A 17430-nucleotide genomic window follows, 5' to 3' on the forward strand; every position below is an offset into this window, starting at 1 on the left:
CCGGCGCCCCGACCCGCTCGCAGACTCCACGCAGAAACCCGCTTGCGCTACCTTGTAATGCGAGGTACTATCCAATACACAGTATCGCCGAGGGATAGGGGATCCCGAGATGACCGACGACGTGATGCGCTTCTTCGCAGCATGGATGCTCACGCACGAGGCTGCCGACGAAGGTCTGAAGGCCGCCGTGCTCCGCGGTGAGCAGGGCGGGGCCGAGGGCATGGCAGGTGGACCGGATGCGTTCGTGGACGGGCTCGCGGCCATGGTGGCCGAGGAGAAGGAGCGGCTCAAGCGGGACCTCGAGGCGCGCGCACGTGGCGAAGAGGTCGCGATCGAGAAGCAGCCCGATCCGGCGCTCGAGGAGGTCTGCTTCGAGGTCGCCGAACTCCGCGGCCGTCTCGACAACATCGAGTCGTTGCTCGAATCGCTCCTGCGCAAACTCGGCCAGTAGGGGGTGCCCCATGGCCTCCCGAGAGTCCATCATCATCGGCGTCACCCTGAAGCATCTCGTCGCGGCGCTTCCGCGCGCGCGCTTCGGACTCGCGTCAGGACCACGTCGCCGAGCCGAGTGGGCACGCGCACTCAGGCTAGCCTTTGAGGAGCTCGGTCCGGCGTTCATCAAGCTCGGACAACTGATCTCGGTGCGCCCCGACGAGTTCTCCGAGGAGCTCGTCACCCAGATGCGCACCATGCAAGACGCGGTCCCCGCGCTTCCGGCGCGCGCGATTCGCGACGTCATCATCACGGAGTTCGGTGTGCCGCCCGAGCAGTTGTGGGCGACGTTCGACAACGAGCCGCTCGCCTCGGCGTCCATCGCGCAGGTGCATCGCGCAACGCTCGCCTCACCGTACCGGCCGGTCTGGGGCGAGACGCTGCCGGCGGGCGCCGATGTGGTCGTGAAGGTCGTGCGGCCCGGCGCCGCCGAGTCGATCCGCTCGGACATCGTCGTTGCGCGCAAGCTGCTCACCCGCGTCGGCCGGACGGCCTTCGGCAGACGAGTCGACCCGGTGGCGCTCCTCGACGAGTTTGCGGTGACCGTCGAACGTGAGCTGGACTTGCGCACCGAGGGTCGTGTGGCCGATCGGTTCCTGTTCGACTTCCGCGACGATCCAAAGGTCGTTGCGCCGCGCATCGTGTGGCCGCGCAGCACTGCCCAGGTGCTCACGATGGAGTTCATGCGCGGTTGGAGGCTCACCGATATCGAGGAGGCGAAGGCGGCCGGCGTGGACTGCTTCGGCCTCGCGGTGCACGGAGCGACAGCGTTCATGCGACAGGTCTTCGTGTACGGCCGCTACCACGCCGACCTCCACCCGGCGAACCTGTTCGTGACGCCCGAGAACACGATCGCGTATCTGGACTTCGGCATCACCGGCTATCTGACGCCGGAGGAGCGCATGAACATCACGCAGGTGATGGCGGCGCTCGTGTACCGGGACCCGGACCGCGCGCTGAAGTACTCCGCCGAGTTGGGCGTGCACGTGCCCGATGACCGCATCGAGCCGGTCCGGCGCGGTCTGGGCGAGCTGCTCGACGGCACGACGAGGCCCGACGGGACCCGCGACTTCGCGCACTTCGGCCTCGGCTTCCTGAAGCTCCTTGGCGAGCACGGCATCAAGATCCCGAGCGGCTACGGGCTGCTGATCAAGTCGCTTGCGACGGTGGAGGGCGTGGCGCGGGCGCTCTATCCGGAGATCGACATCGTGGCCACGGCGCAACCGTTCACCACGCGCATCCTGGGTCGGGCGATGGGAGACCCGGCGCGACTGTACGAGCGCATGCCGATGGCGATCCGGGCGGCACTCAGGGAGCTTGTGGCATAGACGCGCCGGGGGCGCGGGAGACGGGGGGCGTCATGAACGAGCAGGCAGTGGTGCGGCATGATCACACAGCGTACTGGCGTGGGGCGCTCTGGGGGGTCGGGGTCGCAGTGTGCGCCTCGGTGTTGGCCTCGGCGGTCTTCGTGGTCGGAGTCGGTATCGCCGAGTTCTCGGCGATCATGTTCGGATTCACCGAAGAAGTGGGAGTGCCGGTCTTCGGGGTGATCATCGCGCTGACGGCGATCGCGTACGCCGTCTTCATCCACATGATCGTGCGAGGGATAGGCCGGTCGGCCGAGGTGCCGTGGACGATTTGGCCGGCGATGGCGGCGCTGCCCACCGCGTGGGTGTTCATCGTGCTCGCCAGCGGCTCAGACGTACTCGAGCCGATCCTCGCGATCATGCAGCTCGTCGGCATCGCGATCGCGTTCGTGACGCTCGGCCAGCATCGCTGGGCGCAGGTGGCGCGATGAGGCCGGGTGCGCAGACGGCGGGGATCACGCTGGCGGTCCTGCTGTGCCTGGTGACCGCTGGCATCGTCGCGCTGGTCGTGATGGGCGCGGGGCCTTACCTGCTCATCTTCCTGCTGGGCCTGCGGGAGGACTGGCAGATGATCGCGGCTGTGGCTGCCACGTGGTTCATCGCGCTGGCCCCGATCATCGCCGCGGTCTGCGTGGTCGCGCGCGCGGTGGCTCTGCGTGGAGAGAGCACCGCAGGGATCATGCTCGGCGTGGCGGCGTACCCGGCACTCTGCCTCGCGCTCGTGCTTCTCACACCCGAGTCATTGATGGAGGTGCGCTGGATCGGACTTGCGCACGGGTTCGTAGCGATTCCCGTTGCGCTCGGGGTGGCGGTGATCTGGGCCCTGATCCGGCCAGGGGGCCGACTCGGGGCCGTCCGACCCGGCACCGACGTCGCGACGGCGGCGGTGCCCCGATGGCGACCAACCTACTAGCGGTCGCCGACTTCCTCGGGCAGCTCGCTGTCGAACGATCCGGAGCGGTAGCCCTCGAGGTCCTGCGCTACGAAGGTGAAGCCGGCCTGCTTCACCCCTGCGGCAAGCTGCTCGCGCAGCGCGAAGGCGCGCTCCATCTCGGCCGAATCCACCTCGATACGCGCTACGTTGCCGTGCGCGCGGATGCGCACCTGCCGAAGACCGAGCGCGCGGGCTGCGGCCTCGGCGGCGGCGATGCGCTCGAGCGCCACCTCGGTGATGGGCGTTCCGTACGGGAAGCGTGTCGCCAGGCATGCGCCGGCCGGCTTGTCCCAGTTTGGAAGGCCGAGCTGCTCGGCGAGCAGCCGAATCTCGTCTTTGTGCAATCCGACCTCGAGCAGTGGGCTCACCACGCCGAACTCCACGGCCGCACGGCGGCCGGGCCGACGGTCGCCGGTGTCGTCGGCGTTCGTGCCGTCGAGAACCCAGGCGATGCCGCGCGCGGTGGCGATGGTGCGCAGAAGCGCGAACATCTCGGCCTTGCAGTAGTAGCAGCGGTCGGTAGGGTTCGCCTGGAAGCGGGGATCGGACAGTTCGTAGGTCTCGGCCTCGTGTAGCTGCAGGCCGAGGTTGCGGGCGGTCGCGCGGGCCTCGTCGATCTCCGCTGCGGGGTGGACGTCTGAGACCGCGAGCACCGCGATACACCGTTCGCCGAGCACGGCATGAGCGGCGAACGCAAGGAGCGTGGAATCCACACCCCCGGAGTACCCCACGAGGGCGCTTCCGAGGTTGTGAAGGCGGTTTCTGAGATCGTCGTACTTGCGTGTCAGGGTCGGCACATGTACTCCCTTGCGATACCGAGTAAGCGTATCGTACATGAGTGTTCCCTGCGGCAAGGGGAATAGGTGCTAGAGAGGCCGCGACGAGGGGGTCATATGTCTGACGAGAGCCGGGCCAGTATCGAGCACATGAGCGGGGACGACGAGGTGGTGGAGCCGCCTCAATCGTTCTCCGAGATGGCCGTCATCCCTGATCGGGAGACGTACCAGGAGATGTATCGGCAGTCGATCGACGACCCGGAGACTTTCTGGGGCGATGCTGCACGCGCCGAACTCGAATGGATCAAGCCGTTTGAGACGGTGAGGAGCGGCGGGTTCGAGAACCTCGACTACAAGTGGTTCGAGGATGGGACCCTCAACGTTTCGGCCAACTGCCTCGACCGGCACCTCGGCACGTGGCGGCGCAACAAGGCAGCGCTCATCTGGGAAGGCGACGACGGAAGCTCGCGGACCTTCACCTACCAGCAGCTCCATCACATCGTCAGCCGTTTCGCGAACGTGCTCAAGAAGAAGGGGATCGAGCCCGGCGACCGGGTAGCGATCTACCTCCCGATGATTCCCGAGCTCCCGATGGCGATGCTTGCATGTGCGCGTATCGGCGCGATCCACTCGGTCGTCTTCGGTGGCTTCTCGGCAAGCGCGCTCCGGGAACGCATCCAGGACTGCGGGGCCAAGCTCCTGGTAACTGCCGATGAGGGCATCCGAGGCGGACGCAAGGTCGCCCTCAAGGTGGCGGCCGACGAGGCGCTCTTCGAGTGCCCGAGCGTCGAGGCGTGCATCGTGGTCAAGCGCGGTAGCGGCGACGTGGACATGGAGCCGGGTCGTGACACGTGGTGGCACCAGGAGGTCACGGCGCCCGAGGTGCGCAAGCCGTGCCCACCCGAGCCGATGGGCGCCGAGGATCCGCTCTTCGTGTTGTACACGTCGGGCTCCACCGGCAAGCCCAAGGGCGTGCTGCACACGACGGCTGGCTACCTGCTGTACACCGCGATGAGCTTCAAGACGGTCATGGACTATCGCGATGAGGACGTGTACTGGTGCACCGCCGATATCGGCTGGGTGACCGGCCACAGCTACATCGTGTACGGCCCGCTTGCCGCCGGAGCCACGTCGCTCATGTTCGAGGGCGTTCCCACGTACCCGGACCCTGCGCGGTTCTGGGCCGTCATCGAGAAGTACCGCGTGAACACGTTCTACACCGCGCCCACGGCGATCCGCGCGCTCATGCGTCATGGCGCCGGCTGGCCGCAGCGCTACGACCTCTCCTCGATCCGGCTTCTCGGCACGGTGGGCGAGCCCATCAACCCCGAGGTCTGGATGTGGTACCACGACACCATCGGCCGGGGCGAGGTGCCGATCGTGGACACCTACTGGCAGACGGAGACTGGCGGCTTTCTCATCACGCCGTTCCCCGGCGCAACGCGGCTCAAGCCCGGCTCGGCGTCGTGGCCGTTCTTCGGCGTTGTGGCCGAAGTGGTCCGCGAGGACGGCAGCCGTGCCGAGCCCGGTGACGGCGGATACCTCACCGTCAAGGAGCCCTGGCCGGGAATCCTGCGCGGGACCTGGGGAGATCCTGATCACAGCCGCATGCGCGAGGTGTACTTCGAGCGTTTCCCCGGTCGCTACTTCACCGGTGACGGGGCACGCGTGGACGCCGACGGCGACTTCTGGCTGCTCGGCCGCGTGGACGACGTCATCAACGTAAGCGGGCACCGCATGGGCACCGCCGAGATCGAGAGCGCGCTCGTGAGCCATGATGCCGTCTCGGAGGCCGCCGTTGTCGGCTTCCCGCATCCGGTGAAGGGCGAGGGCATCCACGCCTACGTGGTGTTGCGCGATGGCCAGTTGGCCTCGGACGATCTCGCCACGATCCTGAAGGGGCATGTCCGCAAGATGATCGGTCCGATCGCGCAGCCGGACCGCATCCAGTTTGCGCGCGATCTGCCGAAGACCCGCAGCGCCAAGATCATGCGCCGCATCCTGCGAAAGATCGCCGCCGGGGAGACCGAAATGGAGGCGTTCGGCGACCTCACCACGCTCGCCGACCCGAAGGTCGTGAAGGACCTGCTCGCCGGGGTGTAGAGGGGAAAGACGTGGACGACAGCGACGCAACGCAGCCGATGGAGGCCGTTTCCGCCGAGGACGCGACGCAGGTCATGCCACCGGCTGATGAGCCTGTCGAGCCGGTGACCGGCGTGAGTGACGGCGAGGGCTCCGGTGGCGTGCCACCCCGGAAGGTCGCGATCGCGCGGGTCTGGTTCGCGGTAGCGGTGATCGCGGTGCTGCTTGCGGCGGTGGCGATCGGCGTCTTCCTCGGGACTCGCAAGGACGAAGCGCCCGAGGTTGCGGAGACTACGGAGGTCGCAGAGGTTGTCGTGCCCGATCTTCGGGGCATGACGCTCGAGCGTGCCACACAGGACGCCGAAGCACTCGGTCTCACGATCGGCGAGAGCGCGACTGCGGTCGTCGATGAGTCCGTGACCCCCGCAGGCACCGTCCTCAGTCAGGACCCGCTGCCGGGGGCGAAGGTCGAGCCCGGGTCGGCGATCGTGCTCGTGATCGCCGAGGCGCCAGCCGAGCCACCTGCGGCCGACACCGGGGGGACGTCCGGCACAACGCCGTCGGGCAGCGCCGATCCCGCCGTCACGCCCCCGCCGCCCCCGGACGACGTGTCCATCGCTGACCTCGGTGAACTCGTGGTTGCTCCGAGGGCGATCGACCTCAGCATCTTCCAGTTGCAGCAATGGACCACGGTGCTCGAGCACACCGGTACTGCAGAAGAGTGGACGAGCGGCACGATGACGCTTGGCGCAGGAGAGAAGCGGATCCTGCTCACGGCAGACGGTCCGAACGGGTATCTCGTGGGCGTGTGGTCGTGGGACGCCGTGAACGATACCGACTGGCACCTCGAGTCGATCGTGGTATCCGCTCCGGGCGGTGCGACGTTCGAGACGGTCCTCGATGCACCGGCGGGTAACCACACGTTCATGGTCAAGTCGAACAACACGGCGGTCCTTTGGACCGTGAAGGTTCAGGAGAAGAAGTAGCGGCACCTCCGGGGACGTGACGCCTGCACATCGACGCCTAACCTCAGCACGTGGTCGTTCGCCATCAGTGAGATGCGGTAGCACCCAGATCAAGCGCACCGCGCGCGGCTGACTCAAGCGCAGGGACCAGGTGCTGTCGGAGGATCTCCGGGTCGGGTGGCGCTCCCTCGGCGTCGGTCACGTCGAAGACGTCTGCCGCAACGCCGCCGATGGTCGTGATGGCCGCGCGGCGGATGTCGAGGTCCTGCGAGGCGATGGCGCGGGCGAGATCGTGCAGCAGGCCCACGCGGTCGGCGGCGCGGACGCGCACGCCGGTCGTGAACATCCCGCGTGGCCGGATCTCCACTGTGGGGACGGTCGAGGCCGAGGGAGCCGAGGGGTAGTGCTTGCGCCGCTCGGCGAGGCGCGTGTCGAGGTCGATCGCACCGGTGAGCGCGAGCCCGAGCGTGCGCTCGAAGGTGTTCCAGGTGCCGGTGTCAGCCGCCGCGCGCGTGGCCGAGGCCACCACGAACGTGTCGAGCGCGATGTCGCTCCGGTCGGTGAACGCCTCGGCGGAAAGCGCGCCGAGCCCCGCAAGCGCGAGCGCGCCGCTCACGATCGCGAAGAGCCCCGGACGGTCGCGGGTCACCACATCGACCAGCCAGGTGCCGTCGGCGGGACCGACGCTCACGCTGAACGAGAAGCGACCAGGGGCCCCGGGCCCGGCGATCGACCGTGCGAGGCGTGCGTCGCGCAGCACATCGTCGTCGGTTCGGCGTGCCAGGTACCGCAGCGGTGCGTGCTCGAGGAAGTCGAGCACTGCCCGCGATGCGCCCACCGAGGCGGCAGCCCGCAGCGCCGAGGAGCGGGTGGCCTCCGCGGCAGCCACGATGCCGGCTCCGTCCACGTCGGGTGCAAGCGCGTCCTCGAGCTTGGCGGCGAGATCCCCGATGAGTGCGGCACGCCACGACGTCCAGACCTCCGGGCCGGTCGCCCGCATGTCTGCGACCGTCAGGGCGTAGAGCGGCGCGATGAGCCGGGCCTCGCCAAGCCGGGCCGCCGCCGCCAGGATGGCGTCCTCGTCCGAGGGGTCGGTGTGCGCGGCCAGGTCCGACAGCAGCAGGTGCTCGGCCACGAGCTTCCCGGCGAGCAGCGCGTGCGTGGCGTCCAGGCCGAAGGCGACCGCCGCTGCCTCGGCCACTTCGCTTCCTCGCGCGGCGTGTCCCGGCGACTCGTCGCGCTTGCCGGCGTCGTGGGCGAGGGCTGCCACGAGTGTCACGTCGCGCATTGTCGGCTCCACGTGGTCCGCGCCGAGACCGTCGAGCTCGGCATGCGTCGCCTGGAGCACGCGCAGGCAGTGGGCGCCCACAGTGAAGCGGTGGGAGAGGGCCGGACGCCGGAGCGGCATGAGCGCGCCGAAGCCGGAAAGCCGCGCCTCGAAGCGTCCGTGGAACCCCGCATGCTCGGCCGCTGCGAGCGCATCCTCGCTGCCGCCGGCGAACCGCCGGAGGTCTTCGAGTGTCACGTCGCTCCCCGTTGGCACCACAGCGTTGCCGAGCCGGGCGCGTACGGCGAGCAGCGTGTGATGCACTCGCTCGAGCGCATCCTGAACCGCCTGCGTGTTGAGACCGTCGATCTCGGCCGCATCGAGCGTGAGCTGGTTGCCCCCGCGCGGATCGGCACGGTGGACGCTCCATCTGGCAGCGGTGAGCGCGTGCTGCGCGGCCGCGATCGCCGCGGCCTCTGACGCGGTGAGCAGCTTGGCCGTGGTGAGCGGCTCGAGTCCCGGGCAGGGCCCACCCGCGCGCAGTGTCGCGTGCCAGGTCAGCTCGTCGATGTCTCGCTGGCCGCCCGCGCCGTCTTTGAGATCCGGCTCGAGCAGATAGGGCGAACCCGGCCGCTCCCGTTCGAGGATCGCCAGGCGCAGCCGCTTCGCGTCTCTGCGCAGCCGCCGGAAGGTATCGGCGAACACCCGCGCGCCGAGCGCCTCGTCGCCGGCCAGGAAGCGCGCGGTCATGAACCCGGTGGCGTTCTGGACGTCCTCGGCGACCGCCAACACCTGGCCCTTCGGCGTGCGCACCTGGTGCCCCACAACGAGGCCGACGTCCCAGAGCGGGTAGAGCACCGCCCGTACGAGCGGATCGAGATCGGCCTTCGTGCCCTTGGATACGACGAGCAGGTCGATGTCCGAGCCGGGCAGCAGGCGACGTGCGCCGTAGCCTCCGAGCGCGAAGAGCGCGAACGGCGCCGAGACGGCCGATGAGGCCACCCCCGTGCGTTCGAGGATGGCCTCATCGGTGAGGTCGGAGAGCGTGCGGGCCGCGGCGGTACCCGGCTCGGCGGTCGCGATGAGCCGCGTCCGCTCGGCGAGGTATCCATCCAGCGGCCCGCGCGCCACCATGACCGTCGCGTCCTAGAGCGCGTCCGGGCCGCGTTCGCCCGTTCGGATCCGTATCGCGCCCTCGCAGTCGTACGTGAACACCTTGCCGTCGCCGATCTTGCCGCTGCGGGCGGCCTCGACGATCGCATCCTCCACCTTCGGGGCCAGCGCGTCGTCCACGATGACCTCGATCTTCACCTTCGGCACGAAGTCCACGGTGTACTCGGCGCCACGGTAGATCTCCGTGTGGCCCTTCTGCCGGCCGAAGCCCTTCACCTCGTAGGCGGTGAGCCCGGCCACGCCCAGTGCGTGCAGCGCGTCCTTCACGTCGTCGAGCTTGTGCGGCTTGATGACCGCTTCGATCTTCTTCACGGCAGTCTCCTTTGGCAGCGCTTACGCTACGGTCTCGGTCTGAACGAAGTCGGGGTAGGCCCGGTTGCCGTGCTCGCCGATGTCGAGGCCCTCGAGCTCCTCTTCCTCGGCCACACGCACACCCATCGTCGCCTTGATGGCGAGCCATGCCACCATCGAGACGGTGAACACGAACGCGCCGACAGCCACTACGCCGAGCGCCTGGCTGCCGAGCAGCCCGAATCCGCCGCCGAAGAACAGTCCGTCACCCGTGGTGCCGGGCATGAACTTGTCCTGCGCAAAGAGGCCCACTGCAAGCGTCCCGAAGATACCGCCCATGCCGTGCACGGCAAGCGCGCCCACCGGGTCGTCGAGCTTGAGCTTGTCGAGCAGCAACACGCCGAACACCACCATACCGCCGGCGATTGCACCGATCACGAGCGCGCTGCCCATGCTCACGAACGCGCAGCTCGCCGTGACGCCCACGAGTCCGCCGAGCATGCCGTTGATCGTCATGCCGATGTCTGGCTTGCCCAGCACCTTCCAGGCCACCGCGGTGGCTACGATCGCACCGGCTGCGGCGGCGAGGTTGGTGGTGACGATGATGTGCGAGATGGACATGGGTTCGGCGGCCATAGTGCTGCCGGGGTTGAAGCCGAACCAGCCGAGCCACAGCACGAGCGCACCGGTCATCGCCGAGGTCATGTTGTGGCCTGGGATCGCGTTGACCTTGCCGTTCTTACCGTACTTGCCGATGCGCGGGCCGAGCACCAGGATGCCCGCGAGCGCCGCCCATGCGCCTACGGAGTGGACCACCGTGGAACCTGCGAAGTCCCAGAAGCCGAGTGAGGCGAGCCAGCCGCCACCCCAGATCCAGTGACCGACGGTCGGGTAGACGAATGCCACCAGCAGGAACGAGAACACGATGAACGAGAGGTACTTGATTCTTTCGGCCACCGCGCCCGACACGATCGTGGCGGCGGTACCCGCGAACACCAGCTGGAAGAAGAACTTCGCCATGAGCGGCACGCCCGCCCAGCCCATAGCCGAGTACACGCCCGAGTAGGCGTCGCCCACGGCCGGGCTGTTGTCGGCACCGCCCACCATGAACAGGCCCTTCAGTCCGATGAAGGCGTTGCCGTCGCCGTACATCAGTCCCCAACCGACCACCAGGAACGCGATCGTAGAGACCGCGAACACGATGAAGTTCTTGGAGATGATGTTGACGGTGTTCTTCGCACGCGCGAAGCCCGACTCCACAAGCGCGAAGCCGAGGTTCATGAAGAACACCAGCATGCCTGCGAGGAGCACCCATACGGTGTCCAACGCTACCTGTACGTCCATGTGCCACCTTCCTTCATGGTTCCGGTCCCGGGGCAGCGGCTGCTCGGCCACGCCCGCATCACGTCTCTCAGGGTGACTCGCGCATGTTTCGGGTGCGTGTCACCGGAGTGAAGGTTAGGTGGCCTTCCGAAGCGAACGTGCGTTCGCTTCGAACCGGGCGTAGAATAGGGAGTTGCAGCGAAACAGCCCTGTCTCCCGCACGGAAGGTTCACTCCCCGATGTCACTCGACCGCATCTCGATTCGCGGCGCACGCGAACACAACCTTAAGAACATCGATCTCGAGATCCCGCGCGACCAGCTCGTGGTGATCACCGGGCTCTCCGGCTCCGGCAAGTCCTCGCTCGCCTTCGACACCATCTACGCCGAAGGGCAGCGCCGGTACGTGGAGTCGCTCTCGGCGTACGCACGCCAGTTCCTCGGCCAGATGGACAAGCCGGATGTGGACCACATCGAAGGCCTGTCGCCCGCGGTCTCGATCGACCAGAAGACGACCTCGAAGAACCCGCGCTCCACGGTGGGCACGGTGACCGAGATCTACGACTACCTGCGCCTGCTCTTCGCGCGCGTGGGCATCCCGCACTGCCCGGTGTGCGGCCGAACGATCGAGAAGCAGTCGCCCGAGCAGATCGTGGACGCCATCCTCGAGCTGCCCGAAGGGACGAAGTTCCAGGTGCTCGCACCGATCGTGAAGGGGCGCAAGGGCGAGTACCACAAGCTGTTCGAGGATCTCAAGACCGAAGGGTTCACGCGCGTGCGCGTGGACGGCGAGGTCAAGACGCTCGACGAGGAGATCCCGCTCGACAAGAAGTTCAAGCACACGATCGAGGTCGTGCTCGACCGGCTGGTGATGAAGGACTCGATCCGCCTGCGCCTGTCCGAGAGCGTGGAGATGGCCCTCAGACTCGCCTCGGGCACGCTCACTGTCGCCGTCACCGACGGTGAGGAGCTCGAGTTCTCGCAGGCGCTGGCGTGTCCCGAGCACGGCTTCTCGATGGACGAGCTCGCGCCACGCGACTTCTCCTTCAACTCACCGTATGGCGCCTGTCCCGAGTGCCTCGGTCTCGGCAGCCGCCTCGAGGCCGACCCCGACCTCATCGTGCCCGACCCAACGCTCACGATCGCCGAAGGCGCGATCAAGCCCTACTCGGGCAACCTCAACTACTACCCGCAGCTCGTGGAGGCCGCAGCCAAGCACCTCGGCGTGTCGATCGACGTGCAGTGGAACGAGCTTTCGGAGAAGGCGCGGCACAAGTTGCTGCATGGATTCGGCGACGAGAAGATCCGTCTCGACTACATCACGCGCGACGGCCGCGAGACGTACTGGTACACGCAGTACGAGGGCGCGCTCGCAAGCGTGATGCGGCGGCACGACGAAACTGAGTCCGAGATGAGCAAGGAGAAGCTCGAGGAGTACATGGCGGTGATCCCGTGCGCCACATGCGGCGGGGCCCGCCTCAAGCCCGAGATCCTCGCGGTCACCTGCGGCGGCATGAGCATCAACCAGGTGACGAGAATGGCAGCCAAGGACTCGCTCGAGTTCTTCGAGGCTGCCCAACTGCTCACCGAGCGCGAGCAGGTGATCGCCGGCCGCGTCATCAAGGAGATCGTCGAGCGCCTTCGCTTCCTGGTGGACGTGGGTCTCGACTACCTGACGCTCGAGCGGGGCACCGCCACGCTCTCGGGCGGCGAGGCGCAGCGCATCCGGCTTGCCACGCAGATCGGCAGCGGGCTTGTGGGCGTGCTTTACATCCTCGACGAGCCGTCGATCGGCCTGCACCAGCGCGACAATGCGCGGCTCATCGCCACGCTCGAGCGCCTGCGCGACCTCGGCAACACGGTCATCGTTGTGGAGCACGATGAGGAGACCATCCGCTCGGCGGACTTCGTGGTGGACATGGGGCCGGGCGCGGGCGAGCACGGCGGCGAGCTCGTGTGCGTGGGTACGCCCGATAAGCTGCTTACGTGCCCCGAATCGCTCACCGGCATGTACCTGTCTGGCGAGGTGGCCATTCCGATTCCCGAAGAGCGCAGGACCGCCGAGCGCGGGCACATCGTCTTGAGCGGCGCGTGCGAGAACAATCTCAAGGAGATCGACGTGGCGGTACCGCTCGGCAACCTCACCGTGGTCACCGGTGTGAGCGGCTCGGGTAAGAGCTCGCTTGTGGCCGACACGCTCGCGCCTGCGCTCAGCAATGCGGTCTTCCGCACGCGCCACCGCACGGGCAAGTACGGGCGGATCGAGGGGCTTTCGGAGATCGATAAGGTGATCACCATCGACCAGAGTCCCATCGGCAGAACGCCGAGGAGCAACCCCGCCACGTACACCGGCGTGTGGGACGATATCCGCGCGCTGCTCTCGTCGACCAACGAGGCGAAGGCACGCGGCTACTCGCAGGGGCGCTTCAGCTTCAACGTACGCGGTGGGCGCTGCGAGAACTGCAAGGGCGACGGGCAGATCAAGATCGAGATGCACTTCCTGCCCGACGTGTACGTGCCATGCGAGGTCTGCAAGGGCGCGCGGTACAACCGGGAGACACTGCAGGTCACGTACAAGGGCAAGAACGTGGCGGAGATCCTCGACATGTCAGTGGAGGAGGCTCTCACGTTCTTCGAGAACATCCCGAAGATCCGCCGCAAGTTCCAGACGCTCTACGACGTGGGCCTCGGCTATATCCGGCTCGGCCAGCCCGCCACCACGCTTTCGGGTGGTGAGGCGCAACGCGTGAAGCTTGCGAGCGAGCTGCAGCGGGTCTCGACCGGCAAGACGTTCTACATCCTCGACGAGCCCACCACGGGCCTCCACTTCGACGACGTGCGGCAGCTGCTGCAGGTGCTGCAGCGGCTCGTTGATGCCGGCAACACGGTGCTCGTGATCGAGCACAACCTCGACGTGATCAAGAGCGCGGACCATATCATCGACCTCGGCCCCGAAGGCGGGGACCGGGGCGGGCGCATCATCGTGGCGGGCACGCCCGAAGACGTGGCGGCTGAGCCGAAGTCGCACACCGGACGCTTCCTGAAGCCGGTGCTCGAGGGTCGCGGCGCGAGCGTGGCGCCGGAGTACGGGTAGGAGCCGGGTATGGCTGAGTCGCGAACGGCGCACGAGTTCATCGACCGGCTGGCACGTCGGCTGGCCGAGAACGGCTACGCGGTCTCGCCGTTTGCCGGCGACGTTCCCGGCAAGCTCGCGACAAAGCGCGGACACAGCGCCGGCATCTTCCTGCCGTTCACGGACTTCATCTTCCTGCACGACCTCGACGAGGCGTGGATGAGCCACGGCGACGAACTCGAGGCGCTCCACCAGCAAAACCGGGCCGAGGGCGAGTCGCACATGAAGGTGCCAAGGGCGATGCGGTACCGCGTGCCCAACACCGTGACGTTCTGCGTCTCGACCAAGCCAGTAGGCGAGGAACTTGTCGCCGTGGCGCAGCAGAACCGTCGCCTGCGGGCGAACACCGGTGAGAAGAACTCAATCTACCTCGTGGACCTCTCCACCGGCACGTACTACACGCAGGGTCGCGAGTTCGACTCTCTCTCGCGTTACGGCGGCACCTGGGACTCGGACTTCAACCCGAGCAACCGGATGGCCACGCTGCTCACAACGATCCTGGCCGAAGACGAGGCGTTGTGACCGGCGCACCCGACATCGCCACCCAACTCGGCCACGTGCCGGACTCCCCGGGCGTCTACCTGTGGAAGCAGGGCGACGATGTGCTCTACGTCGGCAAGGCGAAGTGTCTGCGAAAGCGCATGCGTCAGTACGTCGGGCTGCACGACGATCGCGCGATGGTCCCTCGGCTGATGGAGCGCGTGGACTCGTTCGACTACGTGGTGACCGGCACCGAGATGGAGAGCCTCATCCTCGAGGCGAACCTCATCAAGGAGATCCGGCCGCCGTACAACGTGGATTTCAAGGACGACAAGACGTTCCCGTTCATCGGGCTCACGGTGGACGACCCATTCCCGGCGATCAAGTACACGCGCGAGAAGCACCGAAGCGGCACGCGCTACTTCGGCCCCTACACCGACGCGCGGGCGGCGCGCGAGACCATCGAGGTCGTGCGGCGCGTGTACCCGATCTGCCGCGCCACGTGTGCCGAGTGGAAGCGCGTGACCGCCAAGGGCGGCCAGCCCGCTGGCAAGCCGTGCTTCGACTACCACGTGGGCAAGGGACCCGGACCGTGCGTGGGTGCGATCACGCCCGAGGCGTACCGCGAGCGCGTGGATGCTGTGGCGGCGTTCCTCGAGGGCAAGCAGGGTGCTGTCGCCGAGGAGCTCGAGCGGCGCATGCGTGAGGCTGCGGCCGACCTGGACTACGAGCGTGCGGCGCGGTTGCGCAACTCGCTCGCCGCGGTGCGCGCGGTGCTGGAGCGGCAGCGCGTGGTCTCCGACCGGCCGCTCGATATGGACGTGATAGGCATCGAGCGTGAGGAGACGATCGCCGGCGTGCACGTCCTCCAAGTGCGCGAGGGCCGCATCGTGGGCGCGAACGAGTTCACGCTCGACAAGGGCCTCGACGTGGGCGAGGCGGAGCTGATCGAGGGCTTTCTGCTTCGCTACTACGGCACCGCCTCGCACGTGCCGCGGGAAGTGGTGCTGCCGGGTCTGCCCGAGAGCGCCGAGGCAGTGGAAGCGTGGCTCGCCTCGCTCCGCGGGACGCTCGTGCATCTTGTCGTGCCGCGGCGCGGTGACAAACGCGGGCTCGCCGAGCTCGCCACCACCAACGCACGGCACGCGCTGGCGCGCTACAAGAACCGCACCCGCTACGACGAGGAGCGTCTCAACCGCGCGCTGCGCGAGCTCGAAAGCGCGCTCGCGCTTCCCGTTCCGCCGCTGCGCATCGAGGCTTTCGACATCTCGACGCTTCACGGCTGCTCCTCGGTGGGCTCTATGGTGGTCTTCACCGGCGGCCGGGCGGACAAGGCGGCATACCGTCGCTTCAAAGTCCGGATGCCCGCCGAGGAGGCGAACGACGTGGCCATGCTCGCCGAGGTTCTGCGCCGGCGCTTTGCGCGCGAGCAAGCGGGCGACACGCGGTTCGCGAAGCGCCCCGACCTGCTGCTGATCGACGGCGGCAAGCCGCAGCTGAACGCCGCGCACGCGGTGCTCGTGGACCTCGGGCTCGAGAACCTGCCTCTCGCCTCGCTCGCCAAGCGCGAGGAGGAACTGTGGCTCCCCGGCTGGGACGAGCCGGTGGTGCTCCCGACCGGCTCACCCTCGCTCTACCTCGTGAAGCGGGTACGCGATGAGGCGCACCGCTTCGCGATCGAGTACCACCGGGAACTGCGCGGGCGTGCAATGAGCGCCTCGGTGCTCGACGACGTGCCCGGTGTGGGGCCCAAGCGCAAGAAGGCGATCCTCAAGGCGTTCGGGAGCCTCAAGAGGTTGCGGGCTGCCAGCGTCGAAGAGATAGCTGCGTTGCCGGGAGTGGGGAAGGTAGCTGCCGAGGCGGTGTGCGAGGCGCTGCAGGGCGAGCGAGAGTAGGAGCGGAGCTGCGTGAGCTACTTGCCCGAGGCGCTCGCAGTGCCTCCAAAGGCGAGCAGTGGGTTCTGGACCGGCAGGCACTCGACGGTAGGCGAACGACCTGTTCAAAGGGGTGAACTTGGAGCCATACGCGACACCTGAAGACATCGAGGCCAAGGCCCTCAACTGGTTGGAGCGGATTCAGCCCTACAACCAGCATCAGATGCGCCTCAACGCATCGGCGAGCGCTCTGCTCGTGATCGACATGCAGGACTTCTTCCTCGAGCAGACGTCTCCGAGCTTCACCTGTGGTGGGCTGGCGATCCTCCCGACGCTCGTGCGTCTCGTGACCGCCTTTCGGCAGGCCGGCCGTCCCGTGATCTTCACACAACACGTGCACCACCCCGACGACCTCGACAGCGGGATCATGGGTTGGTGGTGGGAGGGCAAGTGCCTCGAAGGGAGCGCGGAGAGCGCCATCCATTCCGGGTTGTCGCCCATGCCAGGCGAGAAGGTAGTCCTCAAGCACCGGTACTCGGCGTTCTACAACACGGACCTCGAGACGGTGCTTCGCTGCCTCAAGGTCGAAGACCTCGTGGTCAGCGGGATCATGACCAACATGTGCTGCGAGTCGACAGCGCGAGACGCGTACTACCGGGACTATCGTGTATTCCTCCCGGCGGATGGGACCGGTTCGATAGACGAGGAGATGCACGTGGCGTCCCTGATGAACCTTGCGTTCGGCTTCGCATATGTGACGACTGCGGCGGCCATCGCCGAGGAACTCGTTGCCGCACCGGGGAATGAATCATGTAGTCGGGACTGACCCGACCACGGATCGATGGAGGCGCGTCATGACCCCGGCAAGCGTCAGAGGCTCCGGCACTCGTGAGGATCCCTGGGTGCTGACCACCCCGAGCGGGTCGTCGGAGTACCAGATGTATCGCGACGAAAGTGCGGACCCGCCGGCCCTCGTGTGCGTCGTCGGCAAGACGGTCCTCGGTTATCAGCTGCGCGCGATCGACGATCTGCACGCGATGCTCAAGGAGCGTGGCGACTGGGTGCTTCTCGGCAGCGCTGACGAACAGAAGCCTGCCGCGGAAGGCACGGTCGAGGCATGGGGGCGTTCCTCCGACAATCCCGTCGGTGGCTGGTATGGACTCAAGAAGGGTCTGCGAGGACGCTTCGGGATGTACATGCCGCCGCTGCTCGAGGCTCTCCGGTTGGCGGAAGTCGAACACAACCCGCGCAACAATCGGATGCGCGCGCTCTAGT

General features: G+C 67.4%; 15 protein-coding genes. 11 read left to right on the forward strand and 4 right to left on the reverse strand.

All coding sequences use genetic code 11. The features are described from left to right. The first annotated feature begins 109 nt into the window (after positions 1-109). Genes Q7W51_04625 through Q7W51_04640 form a run of 4 tightly spaced genes read left to right on the forward strand, consistent with a single transcriptional unit; the run spans position 110 to position 2772 of the window. Complete coding sequence (locus Q7W51_04625; protein ID MDO8847654.1) at positions 110-451, forward strand: hypothetical protein; 342 nt, start codon at positions 110-112, stop codon at positions 449-451. Between the two features lie 10 nt (positions 452-461). Then, a complete protein-coding gene (locus tag Q7W51_04630) occupies positions 462-1820 on the forward strand; it encodes an AarF/UbiB family protein (GenBank protein ID MDO8847655.1) in 1359 nt (452 codons plus the stop codon). Positions 1821-1852: 32 nt separating this feature from the next. Beyond that, the gene (locus Q7W51_04635; protein MDO8847656.1) at positions 1853-2290 is read left to right on the forward strand and encodes a hypothetical protein; all 438 of its coding nucleotides are present in this window, start codon (positions 1853-1855) and stop codon (positions 2288-2290) included. Next, the gene (locus tag Q7W51_04640; GenBank protein ID MDO8847657.1) at positions 2287-2772 is read left to right on the forward strand and encodes a hypothetical protein; all 486 of its coding nucleotides are present in this window, start codon (positions 2287-2289) and stop codon (positions 2770-2772) included. Before Q7W51_04635 ends, Q7W51_04640 begins: the two co-directional genes overlap by 4 nt. Here Q7W51_04640 and larE read toward each other — a convergent pair. Then, positions 2769-3590: an ATP-dependent sacrificial sulfur transferase LarE gene (gene larE / locus Q7W51_04645; protein MDO8847658.1), complete on the reverse strand. Its 822-nt coding sequence runs from the start codon at positions 3588-3590 to the stop codon at positions 2769-2771. The genes Q7W51_04640 and larE overlap by 4 nt on opposite strands. Before the next feature lie 96 nt (positions 3591-3686). Between larE and acs the strand changes: the two genes are divergently transcribed. Beyond that, positions 3687-5672, forward strand: coding sequence for an acetate--CoA ligase (gene acs / locus Q7W51_04650; protein ID MDO8847659.1), 1986 nt, complete (start codon positions 3687-3689; stop codon positions 5670-5672). An 11-nt stretch (positions 5673-5683) separates the two neighbouring features. Continuing rightward, on the forward strand, positions 5684-6637 hold the full coding sequence (locus Q7W51_04655) for a PASTA domain-containing protein (GenBank protein ID MDO8847660.1): 954 nt from the start codon (positions 5684-5686) through the stop codon (positions 6635-6637). Between the two features lie 64 nt (positions 6638-6701). Here the strand turns inward: Q7W51_04655 and Q7W51_04660 are convergent, their stop codons facing one another. The 3 genes from Q7W51_04660 to Q7W51_04670 are packed head-to-tail and all read right to left on the reverse strand — an operon-like array spanning position 6702 to position 10691. Continuing rightward, positions 6702-9017 carry an ACT domain-containing protein gene (locus tag Q7W51_04660; GenBank protein ID MDO8847661.1) on the reverse strand — a complete coding sequence of 772 codons (2316 nt, stop codon included), beginning with the start codon at positions 9015-9017 and terminating at the stop codon, positions 6702-6704. 12 nt (positions 9018-9029) lie between these two features. Then, a complete protein-coding gene (locus tag Q7W51_04665) occupies positions 9030-9368 on the reverse strand; it encodes a P-II family nitrogen regulator (protein MDO8847662.1) in 339 nt (112 codons plus the stop codon). Positions 9369-9389: 21 nt separating this feature from the next. Next, positions 9390-10691 (reverse strand): ammonium transporter, encoded by a 1302-nt coding sequence (locus tag Q7W51_04670; GenBank protein MDO8847663.1) that lies wholly within the window; start codon positions 10689-10691, stop codon positions 9390-9392. A 218-nt stretch (positions 10692-10909) separates the two neighbouring features. On the opposite strand from Q7W51_04670, the gene uvrA reads away from it, so the two are divergent. From uvrA to Q7W51_04695, 5 genes are all read left to right on the forward strand, one after another. Beyond that, a complete protein-coding gene (gene uvrA / locus Q7W51_04675) occupies positions 10910-13762 on the forward strand; it encodes an excinuclease ABC subunit UvrA (GenBank protein ID MDO8847664.1) in 2853 nt (950 codons plus the stop codon). 9 nt (positions 13763-13771) lie between these two features. Further along, positions 13772-14323 (forward strand): hypothetical protein, encoded by a 552-nt coding sequence (locus Q7W51_04680; protein ID MDO8847665.1) that lies wholly within the window; start codon positions 13772-13774, stop codon positions 14321-14323. Further along, a complete protein-coding gene (uvrC, locus tag Q7W51_04685) occupies positions 14320-16176 on the forward strand; it encodes an excinuclease ABC subunit UvrC (GenBank protein MDO8847666.1) in 1857 nt (618 codons plus the stop codon). Before Q7W51_04680 ends, uvrC begins: the two co-directional genes overlap by 4 nt. A gap of 118 nt (positions 16177-16294) precedes the next feature. Then, entirely contained in the window at positions 16295-16981 is a 687-nt protein-coding gene (locus Q7W51_04690) for a cysteine hydrolase (GenBank protein ID MDO8847667.1), read from the forward strand. Between the two features lie 28 nt (positions 16982-17009). Then, on the forward strand, positions 17010-17429 hold the full coding sequence (locus tag Q7W51_04695; protein MDO8847668.1) for a hypothetical protein: 420 nt from the start codon (positions 17010-17012) through the stop codon (positions 17427-17429). The last annotated feature ends 1 nt before the right edge of the window (position 17430 follow it).

This window comes from Coriobacteriia bacterium, from assembly GCA_030652115.1.
Taxonomy (GTDB): domain Bacteria; phylum Actinomycetota; class Coriobacteriia; order Anaerosomatales; family Anaerosomataceae; genus UBA6100.